25 protein-coding genes are annotated in these 26068 nt (G+C 64.4%); 16 read left to right on the top strand and 9 right to left on the bottom strand.

Going from position 1 to position 26068, the window contains the following annotated elements:
- Positions 1–36 precede the first annotated feature (36 nt).
- The 12 genes from R5R73_RS03430 (at position 37) to R5R73_RS03375 (ending at position 11029) form a co-directional block, all read left to right on the top strand.
- A complete protein-coding gene (locus R5R73_RS03430) occupies positions 37–477 on the top strand; it encodes a hemerythrin domain-containing protein (protein WP_110632250.1) in 441 nt (146 codons plus the stop codon).
- Between the two features lie 195 nt (positions 478–672).
- Positions 673–1368 carry an SDR family oxidoreductase gene (locus R5R73_RS03425; protein ID WP_322528788.1) on the top strand — a complete coding sequence of 232 codons (696 nt, stop codon included), beginning with the start codon at positions 673–675 and terminating at the stop codon, positions 1366–1368.
- A gap of 86 nt (positions 1369–1454) precedes the next feature.
- A complete protein-coding gene (locus tag R5R73_RS03420) occupies positions 1455–2039 on the top strand; it encodes a lipocalin family protein (protein WP_110632258.1) in 585 nt (194 codons plus the stop codon).
- A 134-nt stretch (positions 2040–2173) separates the two neighbouring features.
- Positions 2174–3208: an SMP-30/gluconolactonase/LRE family protein gene (locus tag R5R73_RS03415; protein WP_322528787.1), complete on the top strand. Its 1035-nt coding sequence runs from the start codon at positions 2174–2176 to the stop codon at positions 3206–3208.
- Between the two features lie 418 nt (positions 3209–3626).
- A complete protein-coding gene (locus R5R73_RS03410; RefSeq protein WP_322529556.1) occupies positions 3627–4649 on the top strand; it encodes a succinylglutamate desuccinylase in 1023 nt (340 codons plus the stop codon).
- A gap of 360 nt (positions 4650–5009) precedes the next feature.
- Positions 5010–5780 carry an ABC transporter ATP-binding protein gene (locus R5R73_RS03405; RefSeq protein ID WP_322528786.1) on the top strand — a complete coding sequence of 257 codons (771 nt, stop codon included), beginning with the start codon at positions 5010–5012 and terminating at the stop codon, positions 5778–5780.
- 13 nt (positions 5781–5793) lie between these two features.
- A complete protein-coding gene (locus tag R5R73_RS03400; protein ID WP_087719048.1) occupies positions 5794–6510 on the top strand; it encodes an ABC transporter permease in 717 nt (238 codons plus the stop codon).
- Positions 6498–7229, top strand: a complete 732-nt coding sequence (locus R5R73_RS03395) for an ABC transporter permease (protein WP_322528785.1) — start codon at positions 6498–6500, stop codon at positions 7227–7229. Before R5R73_RS03400 ends, R5R73_RS03395 begins: the two co-directional genes overlap by 13 nt.
- Positions 7230–7317: 88 nt before the next feature.
- The gene (locus R5R73_RS03390; RefSeq protein WP_110632269.1) at positions 7318–8139 is read left to right on the top strand and encodes a transporter substrate-binding domain-containing protein; all 822 of its coding nucleotides are present in this window, start codon (positions 7318–7320) and stop codon (positions 8137–8139) included.
- A 70-nt stretch (positions 8140–8209) separates the two neighbouring features.
- Positions 8210–9328, top strand: coding sequence for a succinylglutamate desuccinylase/aspartoacylase family protein (locus R5R73_RS03385; protein ID WP_322528784.1), 1119 nt, complete (start codon positions 8210–8212; stop codon positions 9326–9328).
- Between the two features lie 163 nt (positions 9329–9491).
- Positions 9492–10259, top strand: coding sequence for an ABC transporter substrate-binding protein (locus R5R73_RS03380; RefSeq protein WP_322528783.1), 768 nt, complete (start codon positions 9492–9494; stop codon positions 10257–10259).
- 386 nt (positions 10260–10645) lie between these two features.
- On the top strand, positions 10646–11029 hold the full coding sequence (locus R5R73_RS03375; protein ID WP_071232784.1) for a hypothetical protein: 384 nt from the start codon (positions 10646–10648) through the stop codon (positions 11027–11029).
- A 43-nt stretch (positions 11030–11072) separates the two neighbouring features.
- Here R5R73_RS03375 and R5R73_RS03370 read toward each other — a convergent pair whose 3' ends face one another.
- Entirely contained in the window at positions 11073–12158 is a 1086-nt protein-coding gene (locus R5R73_RS03370; RefSeq protein ID WP_244179823.1) for an AbrB family transcriptional regulator, read from the bottom strand.
- Between the two features lie 179 nt (positions 12159–12337).
- On the opposite strand from R5R73_RS03370, the gene R5R73_RS03365 reads away from it, so the two are divergent.
- On the top strand, positions 12338–13570 hold the full coding sequence (locus tag R5R73_RS03365; protein WP_322528782.1) for a PQQ-dependent sugar dehydrogenase: 1233 nt from the start codon (positions 12338–12340) through the stop codon (positions 13568–13570).
- Positions 13571–13576: 6 nt separating this feature from the next.
- Here R5R73_RS03365 and R5R73_RS03360 read toward each other — a convergent pair whose 3' ends face one another.
- The 4 genes from R5R73_RS03360 to ilvD all read right to left on the bottom strand — a co-directional run bounded on the left by R5R73_RS03360 (position 13577) and on the right by ilvD (position 17854).
- The gene (locus R5R73_RS03360; RefSeq protein WP_322528781.1) at positions 13577–14077 is read right to left on the bottom strand and encodes a metallophosphoesterase family protein; all 501 of its coding nucleotides are present in this window, start codon (positions 14075–14077) and stop codon (positions 13577–13579) included.
- 91 nt (positions 14078–14168) lie between these two features.
- Positions 14169–14603, bottom strand: coding sequence for a hypothetical protein (locus R5R73_RS03355; protein ID WP_322528780.1), 435 nt, complete (start codon positions 14601–14603; stop codon positions 14169–14171).
- A gap of 82 nt (positions 14604–14685) precedes the next feature.
- Positions 14686–15945 carry a hypothetical protein gene (locus R5R73_RS03350; protein ID WP_322528779.1) on the bottom strand — a complete coding sequence of 420 codons (1260 nt, stop codon included), beginning with the start codon at positions 15943–15945 and terminating at the stop codon, positions 14686–14688.
- A gap of 184 nt (positions 15946–16129) precedes the next feature.
- Complete coding sequence (ilvD, locus tag R5R73_RS03345) at positions 16130–17854, bottom strand: dihydroxy-acid dehydratase (RefSeq protein WP_071232778.1); 1725 nt, start codon at positions 17852–17854, stop codon at positions 16130–16132.
- Between the two features lie 254 nt (positions 17855–18108).
- On the opposite strand from ilvD, the gene R5R73_RS03340 reads away from it, so the two are divergent.
- On the top strand, positions 18109–18450 hold the full coding sequence (locus tag R5R73_RS03340) for a hypothetical protein (RefSeq protein WP_322528778.1): 342 nt from the start codon (positions 18109–18111) through the stop codon (positions 18448–18450).
- A 37-nt stretch (positions 18451–18487) separates the two neighbouring features.
- On the opposite strand, the gene R5R73_RS03335 is transcribed toward R5R73_RS03340, so the two are convergent.
- Positions 18488–19813, bottom strand: a complete 1326-nt coding sequence (locus R5R73_RS03335; protein ID WP_322528777.1) for an MFS transporter — start codon at positions 19811–19813, stop codon at positions 18488–18490.
- A gap of 154 nt (positions 19814–19967) precedes the next feature.
- Positions 19968–20504 (bottom strand): TetR/AcrR family transcriptional regulator, encoded by a 537-nt coding sequence (locus R5R73_RS03330; protein ID WP_110632296.1) that lies wholly within the window; start codon positions 20502–20504, stop codon positions 19968–19970.
- Between the two features lie 156 nt (positions 20505–20660).
- Between R5R73_RS03330 and R5R73_RS03325 the strand changes: the two genes are divergently transcribed.
- Both R5R73_RS03325 and R5R73_RS03320 read left to right on the top strand, forming a co-directional pair.
- Positions 20661–21860 (top strand): MFS transporter, encoded by a 1200-nt coding sequence (locus R5R73_RS03325; RefSeq protein ID WP_071232770.1) that lies wholly within the window; start codon positions 20661–20663, stop codon positions 21858–21860.
- A 203-nt stretch (positions 21861–22063) separates the two neighbouring features.
- Positions 22064–23080, top strand: a complete 1017-nt coding sequence (locus tag R5R73_RS03320; protein ID WP_322528776.1) for an SDR family oxidoreductase — start codon at positions 22064–22066, stop codon at positions 23078–23080.
- 16 nt (positions 23081–23096) lie between these two features.
- Here R5R73_RS03320 and astB read toward each other — a convergent pair whose 3' ends face one another.
- Together astB and astD are read right to left on the bottom strand one after the other, a co-directional pair.
- Positions 23097–24461, bottom strand: a complete 1365-nt coding sequence (gene astB / locus R5R73_RS03315) for an N-succinylarginine dihydrolase (RefSeq protein ID WP_322528775.1) — start codon at positions 24459–24461, stop codon at positions 23097–23099.
- Positions 24462–24475: 14 nt separating this feature from the next.
- On the bottom strand, positions 24476–25945 hold the full coding sequence (gene astD, locus R5R73_RS03310) for a succinylglutamate-semialdehyde dehydrogenase (RefSeq protein WP_322528774.1): 1470 nt from the start codon (positions 25943–25945) through the stop codon (positions 24476–24478).
- Positions 25946–26068: the final 123 nt, after the last annotated feature.

Here is a 26068-nt window from a genome sequence, read left to right as displayed (position 1 = left end):
CGACGCTAACAGGACCGTGACACAAGGATGAGAACCATGACGCTTTTCGAAGACCTGCGTGCAAGCCATGACAAGCAGCGCCGCCTGCTCGACCTGCTGGTCAAGACCCATGGCGACAGTGAAGGCCGCGATGAGCTTTACAAACGTCTGCGTGCCGAGCTGGAGAACCACGCCGCTGCGGAAGAGCGCGCGCTCTACATTCCGATGATGGAGCACGACATGACGCAGGAAAAGGCACGCCACAGCGTGGCCGAGCATCACGAGATCGACGAGCTGCTGGAGACGCTGGAAGCGACCGAGTACGACTCTCCCGGCTGGCTGGCCAGCGCCAAGAAGCTGCAGCACCTGGTCACGCACCATCTCGACGAGGAAGAACAGGAAGTCTTCCAGCTGGCGGGGCGCGCCCTGGGGGATTCGGAAAAGGCCTCCCTGGCCAAGACCTATCGCCAGGAAATGGAAAGCCGGGAAGCCAGCTGACGTCGCGGCAGGTCGGTCGGCCTGTCTCGAACCTGTCTTGACCAACCTGTCTCGACTACCCTATTTCGACCAATCTTCCTCGGCCAATCTTTCTCAATCAGCCTTTCTCGACCAACCTGTATCAACCAAACCAGCGCGACCGCCCCTCGGCCATCGGTGGGCGGTCATTCTCGATCAGGACGAAAGGATTCGACGATGTCTCACGACAAGGTCATTTTGATCACGGGCGCCTCGAGCGGTATCGGCGCAGCGACCGCCAGGCTGGCGGTCGAGGCGGGATATCGCGTTGCGCTGGCAGCGCGTAGCACGGACAAGCTCGAGACCCTGGTGGCTTCTCTCGGCGAGGAGCGCGCCCTGGCGCTGAGCTGCGACGTCACCTCCGTCGAGGATCAGCACCGAGCCGTCGAACAGACCCTTGCCCGTTTCGGGCGTCTCGACGGGCTGTTTGCCAATGCCGGCATGGGCGGCACGCCGGGCGGATTCAGCGGAGCCGATGCGGAGGTGTGGAAGTCGATGATACTGACTAACGTCTACGGCGTCGGCCTGTCGATCCAGGCAGCGCTGCCGGCCCTGCGCGAGAGCCACGGCCATGTGCTGCTGACGGGCTCGGCCGCCGGCCGCACCACCATCGCCGGCTCGATGTACAGCGCCACCAAGTGGGCGGTCACCGGCATCGGTCACAATCTCAGAGAAGAACTGCGCGGTTCGGGGATTCGCGTCACCCTGATCGAACCCGGCATGGTGGACACCCCGTTCTTCGACTCGCCGCCCGAGCAGGTGCTCGAGGACCAGGATATCGCCAACGCCGTGCTCTATGCGCTGAGCCAGCCGGAACGCGTCGACGTCAACGAGATCCTGATTCGACCGACGCCACCGCGTGACGAGACTTGAAAGCCGTGACGCTGTCACACCGACAGCAAATGCAACTTTTTCTCATCGGGAAACTCTCAGCAACAGCCGAAAAAGGAAGGACCTTCATGTTGTTGCCATCGAGACTCCCGCATTACCCGCGCCTGACCTGGCTGGCGCCGTTCACGTTGCTGGCCGGTTGCACGGGCGTGCCCGAAGGCACACAGCCGGTCAGCGACTTCCGGATCGATCACTACCTGGGCCAGTGGTACGAGATCGCTCGACTCGATCACGGCTTCGAGGAAGGGCTCGAATGCGTCACGGCGGAGTACAGCCGCCGTGACGATGGCGATATCCGGGTCATCAATCGTGGCTACGATCCGGCCGAACAGCGCTGGGAAAGCGCCGAGGGCCGGGCCAGTTTCGTCGGCGACCCCGATGTCGGCCATCTCAAGGTCAGTTTCTTCGGCCCGTTCTATGCCGGCTACAGCGTGCTGGCGCTGGACGACAGTTATCAACATGCCCTCGTCGCCGGTCCGGACCGAGACTACCTGTGGATACTTTCGCGGGACCCGGTCCTGGATGCCCCCACCTACACCGCCCTGGTATCCCGGGCGCGTGAGCTGGAGTTCCCGGTCGACGAGCTGATCCAGGTCTCGCAGGACCCGCAAGCCTGCCAGCGAACCGGAGATGTCGGCGAAGCGCCCGGCTGATCCGTTCCGAAGCCCTCACCTCGAGGCGCATCCGCCTTGAAGCTCATGCTTTGGTCGACGTTCGAAGGTCTCTTTCTCGCCCCATCCGGCTGAGGTCCTATAGTGGAAGTCACCCTTCCGACCTGGAGCCTGCCATGACCCTCGATCGTCGTCAGCTGTTGCGCAACTCGGCGCTGCTCGGTGCTTCCCTCGCCTTCTCCCCCGGCCTGCTGGCCCAGACGACCGGCGCACCGCCCGCCCGCTACCCGGACGAAGCGTGGCAGGTGCTGGACGATCGCTTCAAGCCCTACTACGTCTTCAACACACCGCTCGAACGCCACTGGTCGGACGGGCTGTGGCTGGAAGGCCCGGCCTGGAACGCGGTCGGGCGTTACGCCGTATTCAGCGATATCCCCCGCGCTCGGCAGATGCGCTGGGACGAAGTGACCGGCCAGGTCAGCGTGCTGCGCGAAGGCGTCGGCCACTCCAACGGCAACGCCTTCGACCATCAGGGTCGCCTCGTCGCCTGCGAGCATTCACCGGCGCGGGTCGTGCGTTACGAGTGGGATGGCACCACCACCGTGCTGGCCAGCCGTTTTCAGGGCAAACCGCTGAATGCCCCCAACGACCTGGTGATCCTGGACAACGATGGCGTGATCTTCACCGATCCCGGCTACGGCGCCCACGTCGATTATGAAGGCGAGAAGCGGCCGCTGGCGCTCAAGCCGGCGATCTATTACATCGACGACACCATGGACACGCCCAAACTGCTGACCGACGAGCTGGGCAAACCCAACGGCATCGCGCTGTCCGGCGACAAGCGCCGCCTCTACGTCAGCGACACCGCGCCCTCCCACTTCCCCGACCGACCGGCAACGGTGTCGCGCTGGGCGCTCTCCCAGGATGGCCAGTCGCTCAGCGGCCACGAAACCGTGGTGTCGAGCCAGGACACGGAAACCTACGATGGCATCACGCTGGACCAGGACGACAACCTGTGGGCGGCGACATCCGGCGGCAAAGGGCATGACGGCGTATCGATCTTCGCCCCGAACGGGGACCGGATCGGCCGGATCCTGCTGCCGGAGGTGTGCGCCAACCTCTGCTTCGTCGGCGAGCATCGCAACCGGCTGTTGATGACCGCCAGCCGTTCGATCTACACCCTCTACACCGGAACCCGAGGGCTGGTATAAGACCCGACCGGCGTCTGGCGTAGACCTGAGCGTAGCCTGGCGTAGAAGACCTGGGCGTAGCCTGGGCGCGGCCTGAGTGCGGTCTGGCGGCGCAGGACACGAATCCGGAACGGCACGCGGCGAGCGGGCCTTCCGGATTCCATTGCAGGAGCGTGGCAGCGCGACGACGAGAACGAGGGCTTTCCAGCCCAGACTATCAAGAACCGCGCTTTCATGATCGAGCCGCGTTTTTTCAGCGTATCGACGCGGCGGCTTGCCGGAGATCGCGAACGGGGTAAGCTGATCTCTCCGTGATAACAGCCGAAGCTGGCGAGAGAGCCTATCCTGCCCATGTCCGTGCCGATCTCGATACCCGCCCTGCCCGACACCCTTCGAATGCTTACGCCGTGGCGAGCGCGCCATGCTGGACTGTCGCGCCATGCTGGATAAGTGGCTCTCGGCGACACTGGACGAGGCATCGACGCCGGGCGATGGCGCCTCGGGTTCCACCGGCCGCAACGCAGCAGAACAAGGCCGCCTGCCCGGCGGGCGCTATCGAATCCTCGGCGAGGGCATCCTCGAGCTGACGCCGGATACCGCCGCGCCGGACGCCCGTAGCGTGGTGATTTCCGCCGGCATTCACGGCAACGAGACGGCGCCGATCGAGCTGGTCGGCGAGCTGCTCGCGGCACTCGAGGTCGGCCGCCTCGCGCTGGGCGCACCGCTGCTGGTCATTCTCGGCAACATTCCCTCGATCCGCGCCCGGACCCGTTTCGTCACCACCAATCTCAACCGCCTGTTCAGGCGCGATCTCGATCAGGCGGGCGACGAGCCCCAGCGGGCGCGCGAGCTGATGCACGCAGTCGATGATTTCTTTGCGAAACATCCCGATCAACCGCTGCATCTCGATCTGCATACCGCCATTCGCGACAGCCGTTACCCGCGCTTCGCCGTCGTGCCCTATACGGAGATGCAGCCCCAATCCCGTTGGCCGGGGCTGGCCGCGGCCGGCATGCAGGCCGTCCTGCTGCAGCATCAGCACAGCTGGACCTTTTCCCACTATTCGCGTCACTACCACGCGGCCGAAGCCTATACGCTGGAGCTCGGCAAGGTGCGTCCCTTCGGTGAAAACGATCTAGACGCCCTCGGCGGCATGCGGGCCTGGCTGGCCGCCCTCGCGGAAGGTCGCCCGTTTTCGGCGGACAGCCTCGATGGCCTGCGCTTCTTTCAGGTCGCCCACGAATTGATGCGTACGAGCGAGTCCTTCCGTCTCACCTTTGCCGAAGACGTCGCCAACTTCACCGAGTTCGCGATCGGCGAGACATTGGCCGAGGATGACGCGACCGGGGCCTTTACCGTGCAAGAGGCACCGCTGTCGGTGGTCTTCCCCAACGCCCAGGTAGAATTGAATGCGCGCGCGGCCTTGCTGGTCCGCCCCTGCGCGCCACCCGGTTCGTCGTAGTGCTTTTGCGTCCCTCGACTACGTCTCGGGGGTTCGACCACGACGCCCCGGGGCACGACTACAACGATCTTGGACTCAGTTCGCAGCGATTTTTGACTCAACCAACAACGACAACACTTACCAGGAGTTTTCCCAAATGAACAATGAGTTACCGCTCGCTTACCCGGTTTTTGCCGCGTCGCGCCCTCGCTCCGAGCAGGCGTTGTCTGGAACCTAACGGCGAAACTGCTAGAATCGCCGGATTTTTCGCCGGGGAGTCGGCGTCGCCCATGCCATCCGACGATGGCACGATCGACAGCATGACGGGCCATCTGACGCCGTGCCGCTTCCCGCCAGCCAACCCACTCGGTGGACAACATCATGGCCGCGACCCCCATCCCCCTGGAAGCGAAGGGCATCAAGAAGCGCTTCGGCGATCATGAGGTGCTCAAGGGGATCTCTCTCCAGGCACACAAGGGTGACGTCATCACCCTGATCGGTGCTTCCGGTTCCGGGAAAAGTACCTTTCTTCGCTGCATGAACCTGCTGGAGCAGCCCGACGAAGGCGAGCTGATCGTTCACAACGAAACGATCAATTTCCGCGAGACCAAACACGGCCGTGAGCCGGCGGACTGGAAACAGGTGGAGCGGATTCGTGCCAAGCTCTCGATGGTGTTCCAGAACTTCAATCTCTGGTCGCACATGACGCTGCTCGAGAACGTCATCGAAGCGCCGGTTCACGTGCTCGGCAAGCCCAGAAAGCAGGCGATCGACGAAGCCCGCGCCCTGCTCAACCGGGTCGGCCTGCTCGATCGTGCCGACTACTTTCCGACCCAGATGTCCGGCGGCCAGCAACAGCGCGGCGCCATCGCCCGCGCCCTGGCGATGGATCCGGAAGTGATGCTGTTCGACGAACCGACCTCGGCGCTCGATCCGGAACTGGTCGGCGACGTGCTTCAGGTCATGCGCGGCCTCGCCGACGAAGGCCGCACCATGATCCTGGTGACTCACGAGATCGCCTTTGCCCGGGACGTTTCCAGCCAGGTGATCTACCTGCACCAGGGCGTGGTCGAAGAGTCCGGCACGCCGGCCGACGTCCTCGACAACCCGCGCTCCGAGCGCCTGCGCCAGTTCCTGGCGCCCAAGCACTGAGGCGGACTCCATCATGATCGACCTGCAAGGCTACGGCCCGCGGCTGCTCGAGGGGGCCATGGTCACCATCGAACTGGCCGTGCTATCGCTGATACTGGCAGTCATCCTGGGATTGCTGACTGCCAGCGCCAAGCTGTCGCGCAATCGGCTGATCCACGGTATCGGTACGCTCTACACCACGCTGGTGCGCGGCGTGCCGGATCTGGTGCTGATGATGCTGCTGTTCTACGGCGGCCAGATCGGCATCAACATGCTCACCGACCAGCTCTATTACGCCTTCGACATCGATATCTTCATCAACATCAACGCCTTCGTCGCGGGCGTCATCACCATCGGGCTGATCTTCGGTGCCTATATGGGCGAAACCTTCCGCGGCGCCTTCCAGGCAGTGGAAGAGGGCCAGATGGAGGCCGCGCGCGCCTACGGCATGAGCCCCCTGCTCGCGTTCAGACGCGTTCGCTTCCCGCTGATGATGCGTCACGCCCTGCCGGGGATCGGCAACAACTGGATGGTGCTGCTCAAGACCACCGCGCTGGTCTCGATCATCGGCCTGACCGACATGGTCCGTGTCGCTGCCGAAGCGACCAAGGCAACCCATGAACCGTTTCTGTTCATGATTCCGGTGGCGATGATCTACCTGCTGATCGCGACGTTGTCCGAGTGGGGCTTCGCCAAATTGACCAAGCGCTACAACACCGGTTTTGGGGAGTCCAGCGAATGGAACAATTGAACGGCTGGTTCACCGACCTGTTGTCCAACAACGCGATCTTCACCGCCAATACGCTGAGCTTCTACTGGGACGGACTCGTCACCACGGTACAGCTGGTCTTCCTGTCGCTGCTGATCGGCGTGATCCTGGCGGTGCCGCTGGCCATCGGCCGCGGTTCGAAGCGACGCTGGATCAAGCTGCCGATCTACGCCTACACCTATGTCTTCCGGGGCACGCCGCTGCTGATCCAGCTCTACCTGGTCTACTATGGCGTGGTCTTCTTCGACGGCATCCAGGACAGTATCTTCTGGGTGGTATTCAAGGAGGCGTTCTTCCCGGCGCTGATCGCGTTCACGCTCAACACGGCGGCCTACACCACCGAGATCTTCCACGGCGCGATCAAGAACACCGCCAAGGGCGAGATCGAAGCCGCCCGCGCCTACGGCATGTCGCGCAAGTTGATGATGCGCCGCATCATTCTGCCCAGCGCCTTTCGCCGTGCCCTGCCGGCCTACGGCAACGAGGTGATCTTCATGCTGCATGCCAGCGCCGTGGCCAGCGTGGTGACGATCATGGATCTGACCGGCGCGGCCTATTATGTCTACGCGCGCTTCTACGCGCCGTTCGATGCCTTCATCTTCGTCGCGCTGATCTACCTCTGCCTGACCTTCAGTATCATGTTCTTGTTCCGAAGGCTGGAAAAACGCTTGCTGGCGCACCTGCGCCCGCGCGGCGCCTGACCGCAGACCGAGTCATCGCTCGACGTCATCCGCCACCCATCACGAGCCATCACACACAAGCCACCACATACACAAAAGAGAGCTTCTCATGAACAAGTGGATCACCAGTGCGCTTATCGCGGGCGCCCTCGTCTCGGGCCAGGCATTCAGTCAGGCCATGGCCCAGGAAAGCCAGGATGCCATTCGCCTGGGTATCGATGTGCCCTACGAACCCTTCGTCGTGCGTAATGCGGATGGCGATCTCGAAGGCTTCGAGATCGATCTCGGCAACGAGCTGTGCGCCCGCGCCAACCTCGAGTGCAGCTGGGTGGAACAGGGCTGGGACGGCATCATTCCGGGTCTGCTGGCGCGCAAGTACGACGCCATCCTGTCGTCGATGGCGATCACGCCGGAGCGTGAGCGCCAGGTGATGTTCTCGCTGCCCTACTACAACACGCCCAGCGTCTGGATTACCGCACGCGATCGCGATATCGATATCAGCGACAAGGACTCCCTGAAAGGGCTCTCCGTCGGCGTACAGCGCGGCACCATCCGTGACGTCTACGTCACCCAGGAATACGGCGACGTTCTCGATATCCACCGCTACGGCTCTTCCCAGGATGTGGTCAACGACCTCAAGTCCGGCCGGCTCGACCTGACCTTCGAAGACTTCCCGATCGCCAACGACGCCATCGATTTCCGCAAGGACGACAGCCCCTACAAGCAGCTCGGCGACAGCATCAAGACGCCCACCTCGATCTTCGGGGAAGGCGCGGCGATGGCGTTCCGCCAGCGTGACAAGGCGCTGGCCGCCAAGTTCGACAAGGCGATCTGCGAGGTTTACGCCGATGGCACCTTCGACGAGCTGATGGAAAAGTACTTCGACTACGATCTGTCGGTACGCCCGAGCGAGCAGGACTGCGCCGAATAAACCCGCCCTGTCCGGTCGCTGGTCGTAGTGCCAGCGACCGGGCTCATGATTCTCGAGTCGAGGAAGTGTCGTGGAACACCAGAAGCACCCTTTGATCAGCCCGGTGCCGGGCACCGAACGCTACATCGACAGCTTTCATTTCGGCCCGGCGGATGCCGAGCGGCATCTGTACGTACAGGGCGCGCTGCATGCCGACGAACTGCCGGGCATGCTGGTCGCCTGGACGCTCAAGCAGCGCCTCGCCGAGCTCGAGGCCCAGGGGCAGCTGGCCTGCCGCGTGACGCTCGTGCCCGTCGCCAACCCGGTGGGGCTGGACCAGCAACTGATGGATACGCCGCTGGGACGCTACGATTTCGAGAGTCTGACCAACTTCAACCGTCGCTACGTGAACGTCGCCGGCAACATTGCCGACGGACTGGAAACGGTGCTGACCGACGACATCGCCCACAATCGCCAGGTGATTCGCGATCGTTTCGAAGCCGCGCTGGAGTCGATCACACCGACCACCACGCTGGAGTCGATGCGGTTGACGCTGCAGCGCCTGGCCTGCCGCGCCGACTTCGTGCTCGACCTCCACTGCGATTTCGATGCCGTCGAACATCTCTACACCACGCCGGCGGCCTGGCCGGTGTTCGAGCCGCTGGCGCGCTACTTCGGCGCCAAGGCCAGCATGCTGGCCACCGATTCCGGTGGGCAGTCGTTCGACGAGTGCTTCACGCTGGTGTGGGAACAGCTGCAGCAGACGTTCGGCGCGCGCTTCCCGCTCGACTACGGCTGCCAATCGGTAACGCTGGAGCTGCGCGGCCAGTGTGACGTCGACCATGCTCTGGCCGGCCACGATGCCCAGGCGATCATAGACTGGCTGCGGCATCTAGGGCTCGTCGCGGGCGAGGCCCCGGCATTGCCCGAGCTGGCCTATCCGGCCACCGAACTGGCGGCGATGGACTTTCTGCATGCGCCGATCGGCGGCCTGCTGGTATTCCACGCCGAACCCGGCATCGAAGTGGAAGCCGGCCAGCTCATCGCCGAGATCATCGATCCGATCAGCGATCGCGTCGAGCCGGTCCATGCCACTCAGGCCGGCATGTTCTACGCCCGCAGCCAGCGCCGCATGGCCACGGCGGGCATGATCGTCGCCGATATCGCCGGCCACCACAGCCACCGGAGCGGCTACCTGCTGGCGCCGTGAACCAGGCGTTGATTGCGGCGATATTCAACCGTACAAGCATTGGTTATGCTGCGGTTGTCGCCCATCGAGTGTCAGGGAGCGTTCACCGTTCAAAAGGCGGTGAGCGGACCGGGACCGAGTCGCAACACACAAGAACTCACGCATCACAAGAGAGAAGCGATCCATGAAGAAACTGCTGACTACCAGCCTGCTCGGCGCCGCGCTGATCGCGGGTGTCGCCCAGGCCCAGGATACCGAACAGCTGCGCATCGGCGTCGACGTTCCCTACGAGCCGATGGAATACCGTACTCCGGAAGGCGAGCTGACCGGCTTCGACATCGAACTCGGCAACGCCCTGTGCGCGCAGATCAAGGCCGAGTGCGAATGGGTCGTTCAAGCCTGGGACGGCATCATCCCCGGCCTGCTGGCACGCAAGTACGACGCCATCATGTCGTCGATGACGATCAACGACGAGCGCCGCCAGACCGTGCTGTTCTCCGATCCGTACATCAAGCCGCCCTCTGCATGGTTCGCCGCCGCCGACAGCGGTATCGACACGATCTATCCCGAGTCGCTGAAAGGCAAGACCATCGGCGTCCAGCGCGGCACGCTGCAGGACAACTACGTGACCGACATGTACGGTGACGATGCCGATATCAGTCGCTATTCCACCGCTGACGATCTGGTGCTGGACATGGACGCCGGACGCGTCGACATTGCCTTCCTCGACTTCCCGGTCGGCAAGTCCACCCTGCTGGACAGCAAAGAGGGCAACTACGTCACCGTCGGCGACATGATCAGCGAGCCGGAGAAGTATTTCGGTGAAGGCTTCGGTATCGCCTTCCGCCCGCGCGACAAGGAGCTCGCCAACCGCTTTGACGACGCCCTCGCCACGCTGAAGCAGAACGGCACCTACGACGAGATCTACGACAAGTACTTCAAGGTCAAGTAATCGTCACCACCCGCCGGGCGTGATTCCGCACGCTCGAGGACGCGCGGTTTCTTTCGAGACTCGCCGCGTCAAGGCGCAAGGCCCCGATCCCCGGATCGGGGCCTTGCGTTTTCATGCCCGCCTTCATGCGCACCGATACGACTGGTTTGCCAGCACGGCCTCCCCGCTGCATCGGCAATAGCAATCCTTATCGATCGCTACGTAAGACAGCAATTGTTTACCGTTCTAATGTGGAGAGCGGTAGTGGCGATCCGTATTCTGCTAGGCATGTCGGGTCTGCCAGCAATGCTGGATTTGAGAGAGAAAGGAGCCCAAGCAGGCACCGTAAGAAATAACGACTTTGCCCACCGATAGAGGCTATCGCGTCAAGAAGCAGGGGAGACCCCATGGATCAATGGTTCAATCAAACGCCGGAAGAGATAGCACTGTGCCTGGGCCTGGCCTCTCTCGTACTGGTTTATCGGCGTCTCTCCCGCCCGGGCCTGTCAGCTTGGCTCGCCACCTCAATGCTTCCCACCGATGGCAGAGGGGCGGAAATTGCCGTTCAGGTGGCCGCCCATCCGGTTAGTGGAAAACTGCAGGTCTACCATCTGTCGCGCTGGTTCGAGGCGGTGCTGATCGATCCCGCCAACCCGCCGCTACGCGACGGCGAGACCGTCTACCTGATCCGCTGGGAGGCGCGCCAGGCCTGGGTCAGCCGGGTACGCAGCCATACCCCGGCCAAGCCTTCGAAGCGCACTCACAAGCGCTGGCAGTGGAGCTTCGATTAGCCGGGCCGGAGCGGCTCGAATGACTCGAAACCAACACCGGGTTCTACGCCGTCGAAGGTCTGGCAAAACGCGCCACCAGTCTCGCCATCCCCGGCCCCACCAGTACGACCGTGAACAGTCGCAGCGTCTGCAACGCTACCACCAGTCCGACATCGGCATGAGTATCGATGGCGATGATCGTCATCGAGTCGAGGCCACCGGGGCTGGTGCCGAGATAAGCGGTGATGAACTCGGTATGCATCAGCAGGGTCATCAGCCAGGCGGACAGGGCGCATAGCGCAATCAGCATCAGCGAGGCGAAGATCATCTTGCTCAACGCACGGGCAATGTTGTGGACCGTCTCGCGGTCGAAGCGCAGCCCCACGTAGGTACCGATGACACCGTAAGCCAGTTCGAGCAGCGGCTGCGGCAACACGATGGTGATTACCCCGGTCAGATGCAGCACGCTCCCCACCACCACCGGCCCCAGCAGCGCACCGGCGGGCATCCGTCGATCGAAGATCCACACGCCAATGGCAACCACCGCCAGCGTCGCGACGAGGTTGCCCAGATAGCCCAGGTCGACGGGAAGAGCCGCCGCATGGCCAGCGTTGCCGCTATCCGTCACACCCAGATAATGACTGACCAGCGCTCCCACCAGTACCACGCAGACCACGCGCACGTACTGCATCGCCGCCACGATTCGCGGATCGGCATCGCTCTCCTCGGCCATCGCGACCATGGCGGCGGCGGCGCCAGGCGTCGTGCCCCAGGCTGCCGTCGATCCCGGAAGCCCGCCGTAGCGAACCAGCCCGATCCCCACGATCAGGCTCAACAGCAGGGTAATCGCCGTGGCGATCAGCATGACCGGCCAGGCATCGAGAATCTTGAACAGCACCGACAGGGTCAGCGTCTGGGCGATCAGCACTCCGATGACGCCCTGACTGAGCTTGAAGCCGATGCGGGGCAGCCTCAGGCCACCGACCATGACGCCATAGGTGATCGAGACCGCCATCGGCCCGATGAAGCCGCCAGCCGGCATGTGGATCGCATTCAATGCGCGGTTGGCGATGACACAGCCGAGGACGAGCAGCAGCCAACGCATCCATGTCGGGGGAGACAAGCGCGGCGGAGAGGAATCAGCAGACAAGGTCAAGCTCCGGTAAAAGGCTAATGATATCAACTTTGGCTAATACCGGGCAGGGTTTGTCGACAATCTCACGTTCGGATTTCGCTTAACGCCACGATGCGACTCGCCATGCCGCCCGCTCGCGCGGAAGGCTGCTACAGTCAGAAAGGAAGCGCGATGCCAACCCCATGGAGACTGACATGATACGAAGCCTCGTGACCTCGTCCGGCACTGCCCTGCTGCTATCGCTCTGCGGCGAGACGCTGGCCCAGCAGCCGGTACAGAGCGGCCCGCCCAACGCACCGGATCAGACGCCGGCATTCGAACGCCAGACCCGCGCCCCCGCGCTCGAGGATGATGTCGCACTGACCACGACGCGCGTGGCCGAAGGGCTGGCCCACCCGTGGGGGCTGGCCTTTGTCGACAACGACCTGGCGCTGGTGACCGAGCGTCCCGGACGCCTGCGCGCCGTCGACCTGCAAAGCGGCACGCTGTCCGAGCCGATCGAGGGGCTGCCGGAGATCGATGCCCGCGGCCAGGGCGGGCTGTTCGACGTGAGCCTCGATCCCGACTTCGCCGACAACCGGCGAATCTACTTCAGCTACGCCGAGCCTCGAGGTGATGGCAAGAACGGCACCGCCGTCGCTCGCGGCGTTCTCGGCCAGGACCACCGCCGCCTGAAAGACGTCGAAGTCATCTTCCGCCAGACGCCGGCCTGGGACTCCACCAAACATTTCGGCTCCGTGCTGGTGTGGGACAACGAAGACAGGCTCTACGTGACCCTGGGAGAGCGCTCGCTGCCCGAACCCAGGCAACTGGCACAGGATCCGAACACCCATCTCGGCAAGGTGGTGAGAATTCACGCCGACGGTTCCATTCCCGACAGCAACCCCTTCGCCGATGGCCAGAACGCAAGTGTCGAAAAAGACGGGCTGGCCGAGAACTGGTCCTACGGTCATCGCAATGTGCAAGGCGCCGCGCTGTCTCCGGAAAGCGGCAAACTATGGACGATCGAGCACGGCCCGAAGGGTGGTGACGAGCTCAACGTCCCGGAACCCGGCAAGAACTACGGCTGGCCGATCATCACCTACGGCGAGGACTACAGCGGCGCGCCCATCGGCGAGGGCCTGACCGCCAAGGAAGGCATGGAGCAGCCGATCTACTACTGGGACCCGGTCATCGCCCCGGGCGACATGACCTTCTACCGGGGAGAACGTTTCCCCGGCTGGCAGGGCAATCTGATCATCGCCTCGCTCTCCCCGGGCGGCCTGGTTCGGCTCACGCTCGATGGGGAACGGGTAAGCGGCGAACAGCGTCTCGCACAATCTCTCGGCCGCGTGCGCGACGTGACGGAAGGGCCGGACGGCGCACTATGGGTACTGACGGATGCCAGCAACGGTGCGCTGATTCGAATCACGCCGGAGGACGAGTAATTCCGTTCATAACGGCAGGTAAACGATAGCGCCGCGAATGCCGCGTTCGTCGATCCATAGCTTGCCGAGCGTGATCGGCAGACGAAAACGGCGCTTCCCCGCCGCGCCGGGGTTGAACCACAGCTGGCGCCCGCTGGCGCTCTCTCGCCACTCGTTGCGCGGCTTGTGGGAATGGCCATGCAGCACGGCCTCACAGCTCATCCCGGGATCGATATCTGCGATATCGTGAACCAGTTGCAGAACCCGGCCATTGATCACCAGGCGCCGGTGCAACGGCAAGGACGCACATTCGCCCTCGGTATCGATATTGCCACGGACGGCATGAACGGGCGCGAGCTCGGCCAGACGCTCAAGAACGGCCGGATCACCCACGTCGCCCAAGTGAATCAGCGGGTAGCAACCGGCCAGCAGCGCCAGCGCTTCGTCTCTCAGCAGCCCGTGAGTATCCGAAATGACGCCGACGGGAGCATCGGTCTCGAACGTTGCCGAAGGAATCGCCTCTGCCATCGCTACCCTATTGCGAACCCGTCAGACACGTAGACGAAACAGCCGCGCCATGGCGTCGCAACGAAGCCATGGCGTATCCAACGGAATAGACTCAAGCGCCACCCGGGCTGGATTTGACGGTGGAGGTTTTTTCCATGCCCTCGTAACTCATGTTGCCATCGGCGTCGATCTTGCAAGTAAGATTGTACTTGGCGTTGCCCTCGCCAAGCAGATCGACGAGCAGTTCGAACTCCTCTCCCTGTTTGTAGTTCTTGGCGTTGGTCTCGTAGATGGACTTGCCATCTATCTCCTCGGATTGTTCATCCTTCTGCACGGCCAGATCGCGACACTCCTGCGCGAGCTTGGGAGCCCCTTTCTGCTGCACCGCCGTCTCACGAGCATCCTCCTGCTCGTTGGTCTGATCTCCCGACTGCTTGTCCAGATTGGGCTGATCACTAGTCTTGTCCTGTGCCATAGCCACGCCGCCGAACAGCATCGCGCCGAGCACCAACCCCAGGCCGGTATTCATCGTCCCTTTCATCGACATTGCACCTCTCCCTGTTGTGCCGTTTGCTTCCGAAGTATAGGAGAAGGCCAGGTCCTGCAAGGTTACGTTTTGCAATGAATGCTCAGCCCCACAGCCGACGAGTGGCGATGGCTGCCCCTTCGCTCAGCGCCTTCAGCTTGGCCCAGGCCACGTCCTGCGCGACGAACTCGTAGCTGGCGAAGGTGCCGAAGCCGCAGTCGGTGCCAGCGACGACACGCTCACGGTCACCGATGGCCTCCACCGACGCACAGATGCGGTTGGCGACGACCTCCGGGTGCTCGAGATAGTTGGTGGTAACGTCGATCACGCCCGGCATCAGCAGCATGTGATCCGGCAGCGGATGCGTCTTGAACGACACCGTCTCGTGCTCGTGGCGCGGGTTGCCCAGCGGAATGCTCAGCGCCCTGACCTTGGCCCGGTAGAGGATCGGCAGCAGCTCGGCCACGGGCACATCATCCTGGTGCGGCCCCTGCCAGTTGCCCCAGCAGACGTGCAGCCGCACCTTGTCGGCGGGAATGTTTTCCAGTGCCAGGTTGATCGCTTCGATGTGCAGCTCGACCCGTTCGAGGAACGTGCCCAGATCGTCATCGCCGAACATGATCACCCGCTCCATGGCCAGATCCGGCGCATCGAGCTGCAGCACGTGACCGGCCGCGACGATGGCCTCGTACTCCTGCTTCATCTCCCGCGCCACCGCCAGCACATAGTCGCGGTCGGTGGGATAGTCCGGGTTGTTCTCCGCCCGCAGCATGGTCGTGGTCACGACGCCGGGAGACGCCGCCGTCATGAAGGTCTCCAGCGGTTGAGGGCGATTGGCGAGCGCGGCATCGAACGAGGCGAGCTCCGCCTTGACCCCGGCCAGCGTCGGGTCGTACTGGACGGCGCGCTGGGCCAGCGGCGTGTTCCAGACCTTGGCGAGATCTTCGGAGACCCCGATCTGACGCGCCATGTGCTCGGCGTAGCCGGGGAAGCGCTGGATATCCAGCGTCGGCTTGCGCCGCCCTTCCCCGCCGAAGCCGGTCATGCGTTCGGTGACGTAGGTCGAGAAGCCGACCCGCGGCGCCTCGCCGTTGTTGATGCTGTCGAGCCCGGCGTCGAGCTGCGCGGCGATCACCCCGTCCAGGCAGCGGGCGACCTCGCTATCGAAAGCCGCGGTGTCCACCGGCTTCCCCTGCTCGCGCATGACCAGCAGCTTCGATAGTTCGAGCGTTCGCGGCAGGCTGCCGGTATGCGTGGTGATGATGCGATCGCGACTGGTCTTCATTTCCTTGGCGTTGTTGGCCGGCTCGAAGGCGGTGAGAGGGTCGGCAGGCGCAGCGCCGCCGAAAACATAGGCCGCCAAGGATACCCAAGCGGCGATGAGGATAGGCGCATGACGGCATGAAAGTTATGCAGCCACTTCATGAACTGAATTCATTGAAAGACGGAAAAAATCGGTACGCGAACGAAAACGCCCCGAGGTCGAAACCTCGAGGCGTTCGTACGGCTAGCGTCGATGCGAAACGGCATCGACCTTGGACGCCGGTTCAGTCGTCCAGCGCTTCGGGCAGGTCGGTGACCGCCCCCTTGGACGCCGAGCTGACCGTACGCGCGTACTTGGCCAGCGTGCCACGGGTGTAGCGCGGTGCCGGACGCTTCCAGGCCGCGCGGCGGCGCTCCATTTCGGCATCGTCGATATGCAGCGTCATCACGTCATTCTCGGCGTCGATGGTGATCTCGTCGCCGTCCTCGATCAGCCCGATCGGGCCGCCGACGAAGGCTTCCGGCGTGATATGGCCGACCACGAAGCCGTGGCTGCCGCCGGAGAAGCGACCGTCGGTGATCAACGCCACCTTGTCGCCGAGGCCGCGGCCCATGATCGCCGAGGTCGGCGTCAGCATCTCGCGCATGCCGGGACCGCCCTTCGGCCCTTCGTAACGAATGACCACGACATCGCCGGCGACCACGGTCAAATCGTTGATCCGCGCCTGCGCTTCCTCTTCGGAATTGAATACCCGAGCGCGGCCGGTGAAGCGGGTGCCTTCCTTGCCGGTGATCTTCGCCACCGCCCCTTCCGGCGCCAGATTGCCGTAGAGAATGCGCAGGTGGCTGGTCGCCTTGACCGGCTTGTCCAGCGGCTTGATGATCTGCTGATCGACCGGATACGGCTTCACGTCCGCCAGGTTCTCGGCCAGCGTCTTGCCGGTGACGGTGATGCAGTCGCCATGCAGCATGCCGGCATCGAGCAGGATCTTCATCAGCGGCTGGATACCGCCGATCGCCACCAGCTCGCTCATCATGTAGTGGCCGCTGGGGCGCACGTCCGCCAGTACCGGAACGCGCTTGCCGATCTCGGTGAAGTCATCGAGGGAGAGCTCGACACCGACGGTATTGGCGATCGCCAGCAGGTGCAGCACGGCATTGGTGGAACCGCCGAGGGCGATGACCACGGTGATGGCGTTCTCGAACGCCTTGCGGGTCATGATGTCGGACGGCTTCAGGTCCAGTTCGAGCAGCTTGAGCACGGCCTCGCCGGCGGCGCGGCAATCGTCGTGCTTGGTCTGCGAGACGGCTTCCTGGGCCGAGGAGTTGGGCAGGCTCATGCCCATCGCCTCGATCGCCGAAGCCATGGTATTGGCGGTGTACATGCCACCGCAGGAACCCGGCCCGGGGATCGCGGTCTCCTCGATCTGCTTGACCTCGATCAGCGACTTGTTGCCCTGGGAGTAGGCGCCCATCGCCTCGAACACCGAGACGATATCGGTGTGGCCGGCGCCGGGCTGGATAGTGCCGCCATAGACGAAGATGCCGGGGCGGTCGAGGCGCGCCAGGCCGATCATGCAGCCGGGCATGTTCTTGTCGCAGCCGCCGATGGCGACCACGCCGTCGAATCCTTCGCAGCCGGCTACCGCCTCGATGGAATCGGCGATGATCTCGCGCGAGGCCATCGAGTACTTCATGCCCTCGGTGCCGTTGGCGATGCCATCGGAAATGGTGATGGTGTTGAAGATCACGCCCTTGCCGCCAGCGGCATCGGCGCCGTCGCTGGCCGCTTCCGCCAGGACGTTGATATGGCTGTTGCACGGGGTGACGCGGCTCCAGGTCGAAGCGATACCGACCTGAGGCTTCTTGAAATCTTCATCGGTGAAACCGACGGCGCGCAGCATCGCACGGCTGGCCGCCTTGCCGGGACCATCGACCACGTTGGCGGAATGGCGACGGCGGTGGTCCGTATTGCCGGGAAAATTGTCGTCCGGGAAATCCTGGCTCATCAAGCACTCCTCATTTTCGTCTGTTCGCCGCGAGGGCAGTCTGGCTGCCACGTCGGGCAGAGGTTGAGCGACACAGGCCGGCTGGATGATGCAGCGAAAGGTGACGGTCGGCTTGTGTCGTGGTGTCACGGTCAGATGACAATGCACGGACGCGATGGCTCTTGTGAAGCGGCTCTCGTGAAGCGAATCGGCCGCGTCCGATACAGAAAGGGTGACCCATTGTAGCGGCCCGAAGCGCGCACGGACATCCGACCATGGCGGAAATCGCCCATCTCCTGCGCGCGATCGTCTATGCAATACTGGCGGGCGCCCTGTGCCACCGTTCCCCACTGCAACCCGAGCGAGCCCGTCATGTCGCGACGCTGCCGCCCAAGCGGGCCGATCTCGAGAATGACGCCGCCGCGTTCCAACGCGCGAACCGGCTGGCGCTGCGCAACACCAGCGTTTTCAACTATCTCGACGCCGCCTCGATCTCGCTGCCCTACTTTTCTTCGGGCGCGGAACTCCCTATCGGCCTGATGCTGTCTCGCCCCCAGGGCGGCGACGCGGCGCTGCTGCAGCACGCCTGCGTCGTGGAGGCGATGCTGGGAGAGTGAGTCGCCTCGGGGAGTCCCAGGGCTCCCCGCGACGGCATCAGCGCCTGACCGAACGGAGCCAGTCGCCGACGCTGCGGCCGATCCTGTCCATCAACCCCAGCGGCGGCATGGCCGGCATGTAGAAGCGAGGGACCGGAGAGCCCGACATTGCTGACGAAACGGGCTTCCGGCAAGCGCCTCGAGCAGCCACGACTTCCTCCTGTCGCTCGTCCTGCTTTTCGTCCGGGCGATATCCGACCAGCATCGTCGCCAGCGCGATCAGGCCAAAGACGATGAAGCAGAAGGCGTACCCCCGGCTGCCGATCAGATAGCCGGCCAGCGGCGAGCCGACGATCTGGCCCACGGCGATCATCAGAAACGGCAGGCCAAGACCGATGGCGGGTCGGTCCGCGTAGAGCCGGATTCCCCACACCAAGTAGACACCGGTGAGCATGATGTAGGCGCCACCGAAAAGTGCGGCCGAGAAGAGCACCGCCGGCAGGCTGGATGGGATCAGCGCAAGCAAACCCAGCGAGAGCGCAAGCGCGGCCAGCGTTGCACGATGAGTGACGTTGAGGCCGAGGCGCTTGACCAAATCCCCCGCCAAACTACCGATCAGCCCGGCGACACCGATCAGGATCCAGACGATATTGGTCATCGCCTGATCGAAGTGGCCCAGCATGACCACGGCTTCGCTCGAAAAGGTCCAGTAGGCGGCGCTGGCCAGGCCCGCACTGGTGGCCGCGACCACGAGCATCAGCGCGCGCGGGCGCCAGAGACCGCCGCGAGGCTCTTCTTGCCGTGAACCGGATTGGCGGCCGGTGCCAGCATTCGCTCGCGGCATGGTCATCAATAGCAGCAGCGCATTGAGCAGTGCGGCGACGACGAACGCAGCGTAGGCGAGTCGCCACTGCCCCGTGGCGATGAAGGCCACCGGCCCGGAAACGGCAACACCCAGGCTGGTGCCGGCATTGATGACGGTATTGGCACGCCCCTGCCGAGCGGGCGCGATCGACGCCGAGACGGCCTGGGCCATGGGCGGCGATGCCAGCCCGGTGCTCAGCCCCGCGAACAGGATGCCGCCGGCCAGCCAGAGCGCGCTGGTGCTGATGGCGACGATCGTCATGCCACCTGCGGCAACCAGAGCCGCGGCGATCGCCACCCGGCGCGCCCCGAGACGTTCCACCAGCAGCGCGCTTGCCACGATGGCGAGACAGTAGCCGACGTAGGCACCGCTACCGATGATCCCGGCAATGGCCGGACCGAGACCGACATCCTCGCGCATGCTGGGCAGAAACAGACCGTAGGCGAAGCGTGCCAGGCCATAGCTCACGCCGGTCAGCAGTGTGCCGGCGAGGACCAGGCGCATTTCCGAGCGATTCATGAGGCATTCTCCATTCGAGCATTCACCGTCGCGAGACTGGGAAGCCGGCTTGCCGGAGTCGAAGTCCGAACAGATGTAAAACGGTCGTTTTCATTACGGGCGTAAAAAATTCGCCGACCCTGGCGTCGGCCCGTTCGTCGAACGACATGACCAGCTAGCGGCGTCTAGGCGCCCGTGCGGTCTCGACCAATCGATGGGCGGCACGCCGCGCACCGTCGACGGCCGCGCCGCCGCGATAGGTCGCTGCATGGGTCGCGCCCTCGAAAAGCAGCAGAATCGCTTCGGCCAGCTCGTCGTCGCGCCGGCCGATCTCCGCCACCACGATCTCGTCGATTCGCTGCCGCAGTCGCTGCTTGTGTCGCGCCATCGCCTCGGCGATCTCCGGTACGCTACCGCCGGTTTCGCCCCAGGCTCGTAGGAACAGGCAGCCCCGCGCCCCCTCCTGGGCGAACCAGATTTCCAGCGCATCGAACAGCGCGTCGATATTGTCCGCGCCGACGAGCCGATGGAAGCGACGGTCCCGCTCGTTCAGGACGACGGCCATCAGGCCGTTCTTGCTGCCGACGTGCTTGTAGAGCGTGCGGCTGGAGATCCCGGCGGCCTGCGTCAGCCGGTCCATCCCGGTGGCGGTGAAGCCGTACCGGTCGAACAGCTGCTCGGCAGTCGAGATGAGTCGTGTGCGAATATCCATGACACCCAATGTAAAACGATCACTTTACACGCGCAAGCACCAATCGCTTCGACTTTGACGTGCCTCGCGCAGCCAACGGGTGGTGAACCTCGTCAGCACCGATACGCCGATCAACGATGGTAAAATGCCGGCCCATTCAGCGAAGGATCATTCCCCGTGTCGTCAGCCTCGATCTCTCGTCCCCCGCTACCGGCCTGGCTGTGGCTCGTCGCCTTCGGTCTGGCGGCGATCAATCTGCGTGCGCCGATCGTCGTCATCGGGCCGGTACTCGATCCGATCATGTCGACGCTCTCCATCGGCGCGGGAACGGCGAGCCTGTTCACCACCGGGATGATTCTCTGCTTCGGGTTGCTCTCGCCGTTGGCGCCGGGCTTCGCCGATCGCGTCGGCCTCGACCGCGCCATCGCCTGCGCGATCACGCTGATCGCCCTCGGCGGCGTGCTGCGTGGCGTCGAGAGTCTGACGGTCATGCTGCTGGGGACATTGTGCGCGGGGCTGGGCATCGCCTTCGGCAATGTGTTCATGCCGAGCCTGGTCAAGCGCGATCGCGGCGACCGCCTGGGCCGCACCATGGGGCTCTACACGGTGATGATGGGCGTCGGCGCCACGATCAGTGCCGGTAGCGCCATTCCGCTGATGAATCTCTCCGGAAGCTGGTCCACGCCGATCTGGCTATGGGCCGCCTTCGGCATCGGCTCCGCCATCGTGTGGTGGCGGGTGGCGCTCACGCTGGCGCCCGAAGAACCGGCCGCCACGCGCCGGCCGCCGATGTCGCGGCTGTTCAGAAGTCCGGTGGCGTGGACGTTGACGCTGTTCATGGGCGCCCAGTCGCTCAGCTTCTACACGCTGCAGACCTGGGTACCGGCGGTGGCGATCCAGGCCGGCGTTCCCGTGGCGACCGCCGGGATCATGCTGTCGCTGATCAACCTCACCAGCATTCCGGGCAGCTACATCGTTGCTCGCCTGGCATCGCGGCTGACCCATCACAGCCTGCTGGTGCTGGGGCTCTGCTCGCTGGTGGCGCTGGCGCTGTTCGGCCTGCTGCTTGCGCCCACGGCCTCGCCGCTGCTGTGGGCGCTGCTGCTGGGCGCCGGCCAGGGCGGCTGTTTCAGCTTCGCGCTGACCATGATCGTGCTGCGCACCCGTCAGCCCCAGCACGCCGCGATGCTGTCGGGCATGTCCCAGAGTATCGGCTACCTGATGGGCGCCAGCGGGCCGCTGCTGTTCGGCGCGCTGCACGGGCTGAGCGGCGACTGGCAGCTGTCGCTGATCTTCCTGATCGTGCTGCTGGCCGGCCAGAGCGTGGCCGGCGTGCTGATCGGCCGGCCGAAGATGGTCAAGCTGACGGACGACTGACGCACGGTTTCTCCCTTTCATTGCTCTCGGTAAAGCCGGGGCATGCCTTGGCTTTGCAATCCCCTGCCGCCTTCTATGCTGTAGAGAGTTATTTTCCAGAACAGACCCCGAAATAGACCCTAGAACAGACCTCGGAACAGGTCCCGAAACGGACTTCGCTCAGGCACGAGCGCGATGCGTCAAGGGCCGGCAAGGAGAGCGACATGGGTATCAGGCTGAAGCATCTCGAAGATCAGGTCGTCGTGATTACCGGCGCAACCTCCGGCATTGGGCTCTCCACGGCGCGCATGGCCGCCGATCGGGGGGCGCGCCTCGTGGTATCGGCACGTAACGAGAATACGCTGGTTCGACTGGTGGAGGAGCTTCGCCAACGTGGCGCGGAGGCGGTTCATGCCGTGGCTGACGTGGGCGATCCCGCTCAGGTACACGGCATCGCCGAGACCGCCTTCAACCATTTCGGAGGCTTCGATACCTGGATCAACAATGCGGGCGCGTCGCTTTACGGCTATATGCTCGATGTGCCGCTGGAAGACCACCGCAAGCTGTTCGAGACCAACTTCTGGGGCGTCGTTCACGGCTCGCTGGAGGCGGCGCGTTATCTCTCCACACGCACTGCGGGCCATGGCGGCGCGATCATCAATCTGGGTTCGCTGGTGTCCGATCGCGCGATTCCGATTCAGGGCATGTATTCCGCCTCCAAGCATGCCGTCAAGGGCTTCACCGATTCGCTGCGCGTGGAGCTGGAAGCCTTGGGCGCCCCGGTTTCGGTCACCCTGGTCAAACCCGGCAGCATCGCCACGCCCTATGCCGAACATGCCCACAACCTGCTCGAGCAGGAGCCCAGCCTGCCGCCGCCGCTTTACGAGCCGAGCGTCGTCGCCAAGGCGATCCTGCACTGCGCCGTTCATCCCCGACGCGACATTCGTGCCGGGGGCGGCAGCAAGGCGATCGCAATGCTCGACTACTTCGCGCCGCGCCTGACCGATCGCCTCATGGGCGGCATGATGATCGATCAGCAGAAGTCCGGGCGTGCGGAGCATCGCCAGTCATTTGCGCTACATGAACCCGGCACCGAGATGCGCGAGCGCGGGAACTACCCGCATCATGTTTCCAAGACCAGCCTCTACACCGAGGCCTCGATGCACCCTGTCATCACCACGACGGTCATCGCGGGGGCACTGCTCGGCCTCGCGGCGCTGAGCCGGCGTCGACGGTTCTGACCAGGAAGGCGTCTCGTTACGCGCGTTCTGTCGACTCGCGCTGAAACGGATAGACGTTGCCGATACCGAGCAGCCGAGTCAGCTCGTCGAGCGCCGTGAGTGTCTCGTCGGCGAGCCGGGGGTCGGCCAGGTCGTCCGGGGTCAGGTTGTCGCGATAGTGCCGCTCGACCCAGGCCACCAGATCGGCATGGAGCGCGTCGTTCAACAGCACCCGCCCGCTCAGCGCCTGACGCTCGGCCGCGGACAGCACGATCCGCAGACGCAGGCAGGCGGGGCCGCCGCCGTTGCGCATGCTCTGCTTGACGTCCTTGACCATTACCTCGCTGATCGGGTTGTAGCCCGCCAGCAGCAGGTCCTGAATCGTCCGCCAGACGGATTCGTTTTCCTGACACTCCCCCGGTACCACCAGCGTCATGCTGCCATCCGGATTCGACAGCAACTGCGAGTTGAACAGGTAGGTCGATACCGCGTCTTCGAGACTGATCGCTTCGCTGGGCACCCGCACCGGGATGAGTGGCGTCGTCATTCGTTCGCGCAGCGCGTCCAGCGTCTTCTCCTCGTCGAGAAACGCCATCTCGTGATAGAGCAGCACCGGCCCGTTGCCTACGGCGATCACGTCGTTGTGAAAGACACCGGCGTCGATGGCGTCGGGATGCTGCTGGGCGAAGACGGCCCGGGAATCCTCGAGGCCATGCTGGCGCGCGATCGCCTGGCTCGCTCCCAGCGTCTGACGGGCCGGATAGCGCTTGGGGGCGCGCTCGCCACCGAAGGCCTGACGGCCATAGACGAACAGATGCACACCGGCGTCGCCGTGGTCGCCACAAAGGCGCGTGTGATTGGCGGCACCCTCGTCGGAGAATGCCGGCGTCGCCGGCAGCACGGGATGATGGGCGAAATGGCGTTCGTCGCGAAAGATCGAGGCGAGTACGCGGCCCGTGGTCTCCGGCTCGAGATAGCGATGGAAGCTCGACTGCAGGTTGGCGGGCGTGAAGTGAACGCGGCCGTCGGGCGCATCGAGACTCGGCGTGATGGTGGCGGCGTTAGCGGTCCACATCGACGAGGCCGAACACACCGCCCGCAGGATCTGCGGCGCTTCCCTGGCGGCCCGCGCCAGCACCTGGGTGTTGTCCCCCTGGAAACCGAGCGCCCGCAAGGCGCCCAGGTCCGGGCGCTGCTGTGGTGGCAGCACGCCCTGGGCGTAGCCAGCGTCCATCAGCGACTTCATCTTGGCCAGGCCCTGCAGCGCGGCCTCGCGCGGGTTGGACGCGAGCCCGCCATGGCGCATCGAGGCCACGTTGCCGTGGGCCAGCCCGGCGTAGTTGTGGGTCGGGCCGACCAGGCCGTCGAAGTTGACCTCGCGCACGTCCTGCTCGGCCGTCATGTCCGCTTCGCTGCTCACAGTGTCACCCCCGGTGGCAGTTCCGTGGGCATCGTCAGCGTATCGGCCTCCATCGAGGCCACCGGGTAGGCACAGTAGTCCGCCGCGTAATAGGCGCTGGGGCGATGGTTGCCGCTGTCGCCGATGCCGCCGAACGGCGCGTCGCTGGAAGCGCCGGTGGTCTGGCGGTTCCAGTTGACGATACCGGCACGAATCCGCAGCAGGAAGTCGTCCCAGTCAGCCTGGTCGCCACCGATCAGGCCAGCGGAAAGGCCGTAGCGGGTGTCGTTGGCCAGCTCGATCGCCTCGTCCCAGCTCTGGTAACGATGGACCTTGAGCAGCGGGCCAAAGTGTTCTTCGTCGGGCACGTCGCAGCCGGTGACATCGACCAGCCCGGGCGAGAGCAGGCTGGTGCCGTCCTGCAGCGACTGCATGCGTACCAGCACGCGTCCGCCGCGGGCTTCGAGATCGCGCTGCGCCACGAGCAGGCCTTCCGCCGCCTGCGGGCTGACCAGCCCGGCATAGAACGGCGCCGGCTCGCTGAACGGCTCGGCCACCCGCAGTTCGGCCAGCACCTGCGCCAGCTTCTCGATCAGTCGATCACCGGCCTCCCCTTCCGGCACGATCAGGCGACGCGCACAGGTACAGCGCTGGCCGCCGGAGAGGAACGCCGACTGGACGATGGTCAGCACCGCCGCGTCGAGATCGCGCACGTCCTTCACCACCAGCGGGTTGTTGCCGCCCAGCTCCAGCGCCAGGATCTTGCCGACCTGGCCGCCGAACTGGCGGTGCAACAGCCCGCCGACCTTGGCGCTGCCGGTGAACAGCAGCCCGTCGATATCGGCGTTGCCCGCCAGCGCCTGCCCCACTTCCGCCGCGCCCTGGACCAGGTTGATCACGCCGGCAGGCAGGCCCGCCCGCTCCCAGCACTGCAGAGTCAGATCGGCGGTCATCGGCGTCTGTTCGCTGGGCTTGAACACCACGCAGTTGCCCGCCAGCAGCGCCGGCACGATGTGGCCGTTGGGCAGATGGCCCGGAAAGTTGTAGGGGCCGAAGACCGCCAGCACGCCATGCGGACGATGACGCAGCACGGCGCGTGTGCCACCGGCGTCCCGGGCGCGCTCGCCGGTCCGTTCGTGATAGGCCGTCAACGAGATCGCCACCTTGCCGATCATCGCGCCTACTTCGGTGCGCGCCTCCCAGATCGGCTTGCCGGTCTCGTGGGCAATGCTGCGGGCCAACGGCTCGCGGTGATTTTCCAGCTCATCGCGGAAACGCTCGACGATCACCTGACGTTCGGCAAAGGGACGGCGCGCCCAGCCAGGAAACGCACGCCGCGCGGCCGAGATCGCCTCGTCGACCTGCTCGGGCGACGCCGCCGCGGCCTGCCACAGCGAATCGCCCGAAACGGGATCGCGCTTGTCGAAACACGCCGCCGCGCCCTCGATCCAGCGGCCGTCGATCAGCAGTTGTTGTTTGGCGTGCATATGTCGCTCCTGATGATTGGTTGGTAAGCCGCGAGCCGCGAGCCGCGAAATTCAGGATTCGATCACGCTGAAAGCTCGCAATCCCTTTCTCGAAGCTCGAAGCTCGAAGCTCGAAGCTCGAAG

Origin of the sequence: Salinicola sp. LHM (genome assembly GCF_034479735.1) — a bacterium.
GTDB classification, from domain to species: Bacteria; Pseudomonadota; Gammaproteobacteria; order Pseudomonadales; family Halomonadaceae; genus Salinicola; species Salinicola salarius.
This window is presented reverse-complemented; position numbering and strand designations above follow the sequence as displayed.

Coding starts and splice junctions, on each gene's coding strand:
- R5R73_RS03430 (WP_110632250.1), top strand. CDS start 37: ATGACGCTTTTCGAAGACCTGCGTGCAAGCCATGACAAGCAGCGCCGC.
- R5R73_RS03425 (WP_322528788.1), top strand. CDS start 673: ATGTCTCACGACAAGGTCATTTTGATCACGGGCGCCTCGAGCGGTATC.
- R5R73_RS03420 (WP_110632258.1), top strand. CDS start 1,455: ATGTTGTTGCCATCGAGACTCCCGCATTACCCGCGCCTGACCTGGCTG.
- R5R73_RS03415 (WP_322528787.1), top strand. CDS start 2,174: ATGACCCTCGATCGTCGTCAGCTGTTGCGCAACTCGGCGCTGCTCGGT.
- R5R73_RS03410 (WP_322529556.1), top strand. CDS start 3,627: ATGCTGGATAAGTGGCTCTCGGCGACACTGGACGAGGCATCGACGCCG.
- R5R73_RS03405 (WP_322528786.1), top strand. CDS start 5,010: ATGGCCGCGACCCCCATCCCCCTGGAAGCGAAGGGCATCAAGAAGCGC.
- R5R73_RS03400 (WP_087719048.1), top strand. CDS start 5,794: ATGATCGACCTGCAAGGCTACGGCCCGCGGCTGCTCGAGGGGGCCATG.
- R5R73_RS03395 (WP_322528785.1), top strand. CDS start 6,498: ATGGAACAATTGAACGGCTGGTTCACCGACCTGTTGTCCAACAACGCG.
- R5R73_RS03390 (WP_110632269.1), top strand. CDS start 7,318: ATGAACAAGTGGATCACCAGTGCGCTTATCGCGGGCGCCCTCGTCTCG.
- R5R73_RS03380 (WP_322528783.1), top strand. CDS start 9,492: ATGAAGAAACTGCTGACTACCAGCCTGCTCGGCGCCGCGCTGATCGCG.
- R5R73_RS03375 (WP_071232784.1), top strand. CDS start 10,646: ATGGATCAATGGTTCAATCAAACGCCGGAAGAGATAGCACTGTGCCTG.
- R5R73_RS03365 (WP_322528782.1), top strand. CDS start 12,338: ATGATACGAAGCCTCGTGACCTCGTCCGGCACTGCCCTGCTGCTATCG.
- R5R73_RS03360 (WP_322528781.1), bottom strand. CDS start 14,077: ATGGCAGAGGCGATTCCTTCGGCAACGTTCGAGACCGATGCTCCCGTC.
- R5R73_RS03355 (WP_322528780.1), bottom strand. CDS start 14,603: ATGTCGATGAAAGGGACGATGAATACCGGCCTGGGGTTGGTGCTCGGC.
- ilvD (WP_071232778.1), bottom strand. CDS start 17,854: ATGAGCCAGGATTTCCCGGACGACAATTTTCCCGGCAATACGGACCAC.
- R5R73_RS03340 (WP_322528778.1), top strand. CDS start 18,109: ATGGCGGAAATCGCCCATCTCCTGCGCGCGATCGTCTATGCAATACTG.
- R5R73_RS03335 (WP_322528777.1), bottom strand. CDS start 19,813: ATGAATCGCTCGGAAATGCGCCTGGTCCTCGCCGGCACACTGCTGACC.
- R5R73_RS03330 (WP_110632296.1), bottom strand. CDS start 20,504: ATGGATATTCGCACACGACTCATCTCGACTGCCGAGCAGCTGTTCGAC.
- R5R73_RS03320 (WP_322528776.1), top strand. CDS start 22,064: ATGGGTATCAGGCTGAAGCATCTCGAAGATCAGGTCGTCGTGATTACC.
- astB (WP_322528775.1), bottom strand. CDS start 24,461: ATGACGGCCGAGCAGGACGTGCGCGAGGTCAACTTCGACGGCCTGGTC.
- astD (WP_322528774.1), bottom strand. CDS start 25,945: ATGCACGCCAAACAACAACTGCTGATCGACGGCCGCTGGATCGAGGGC.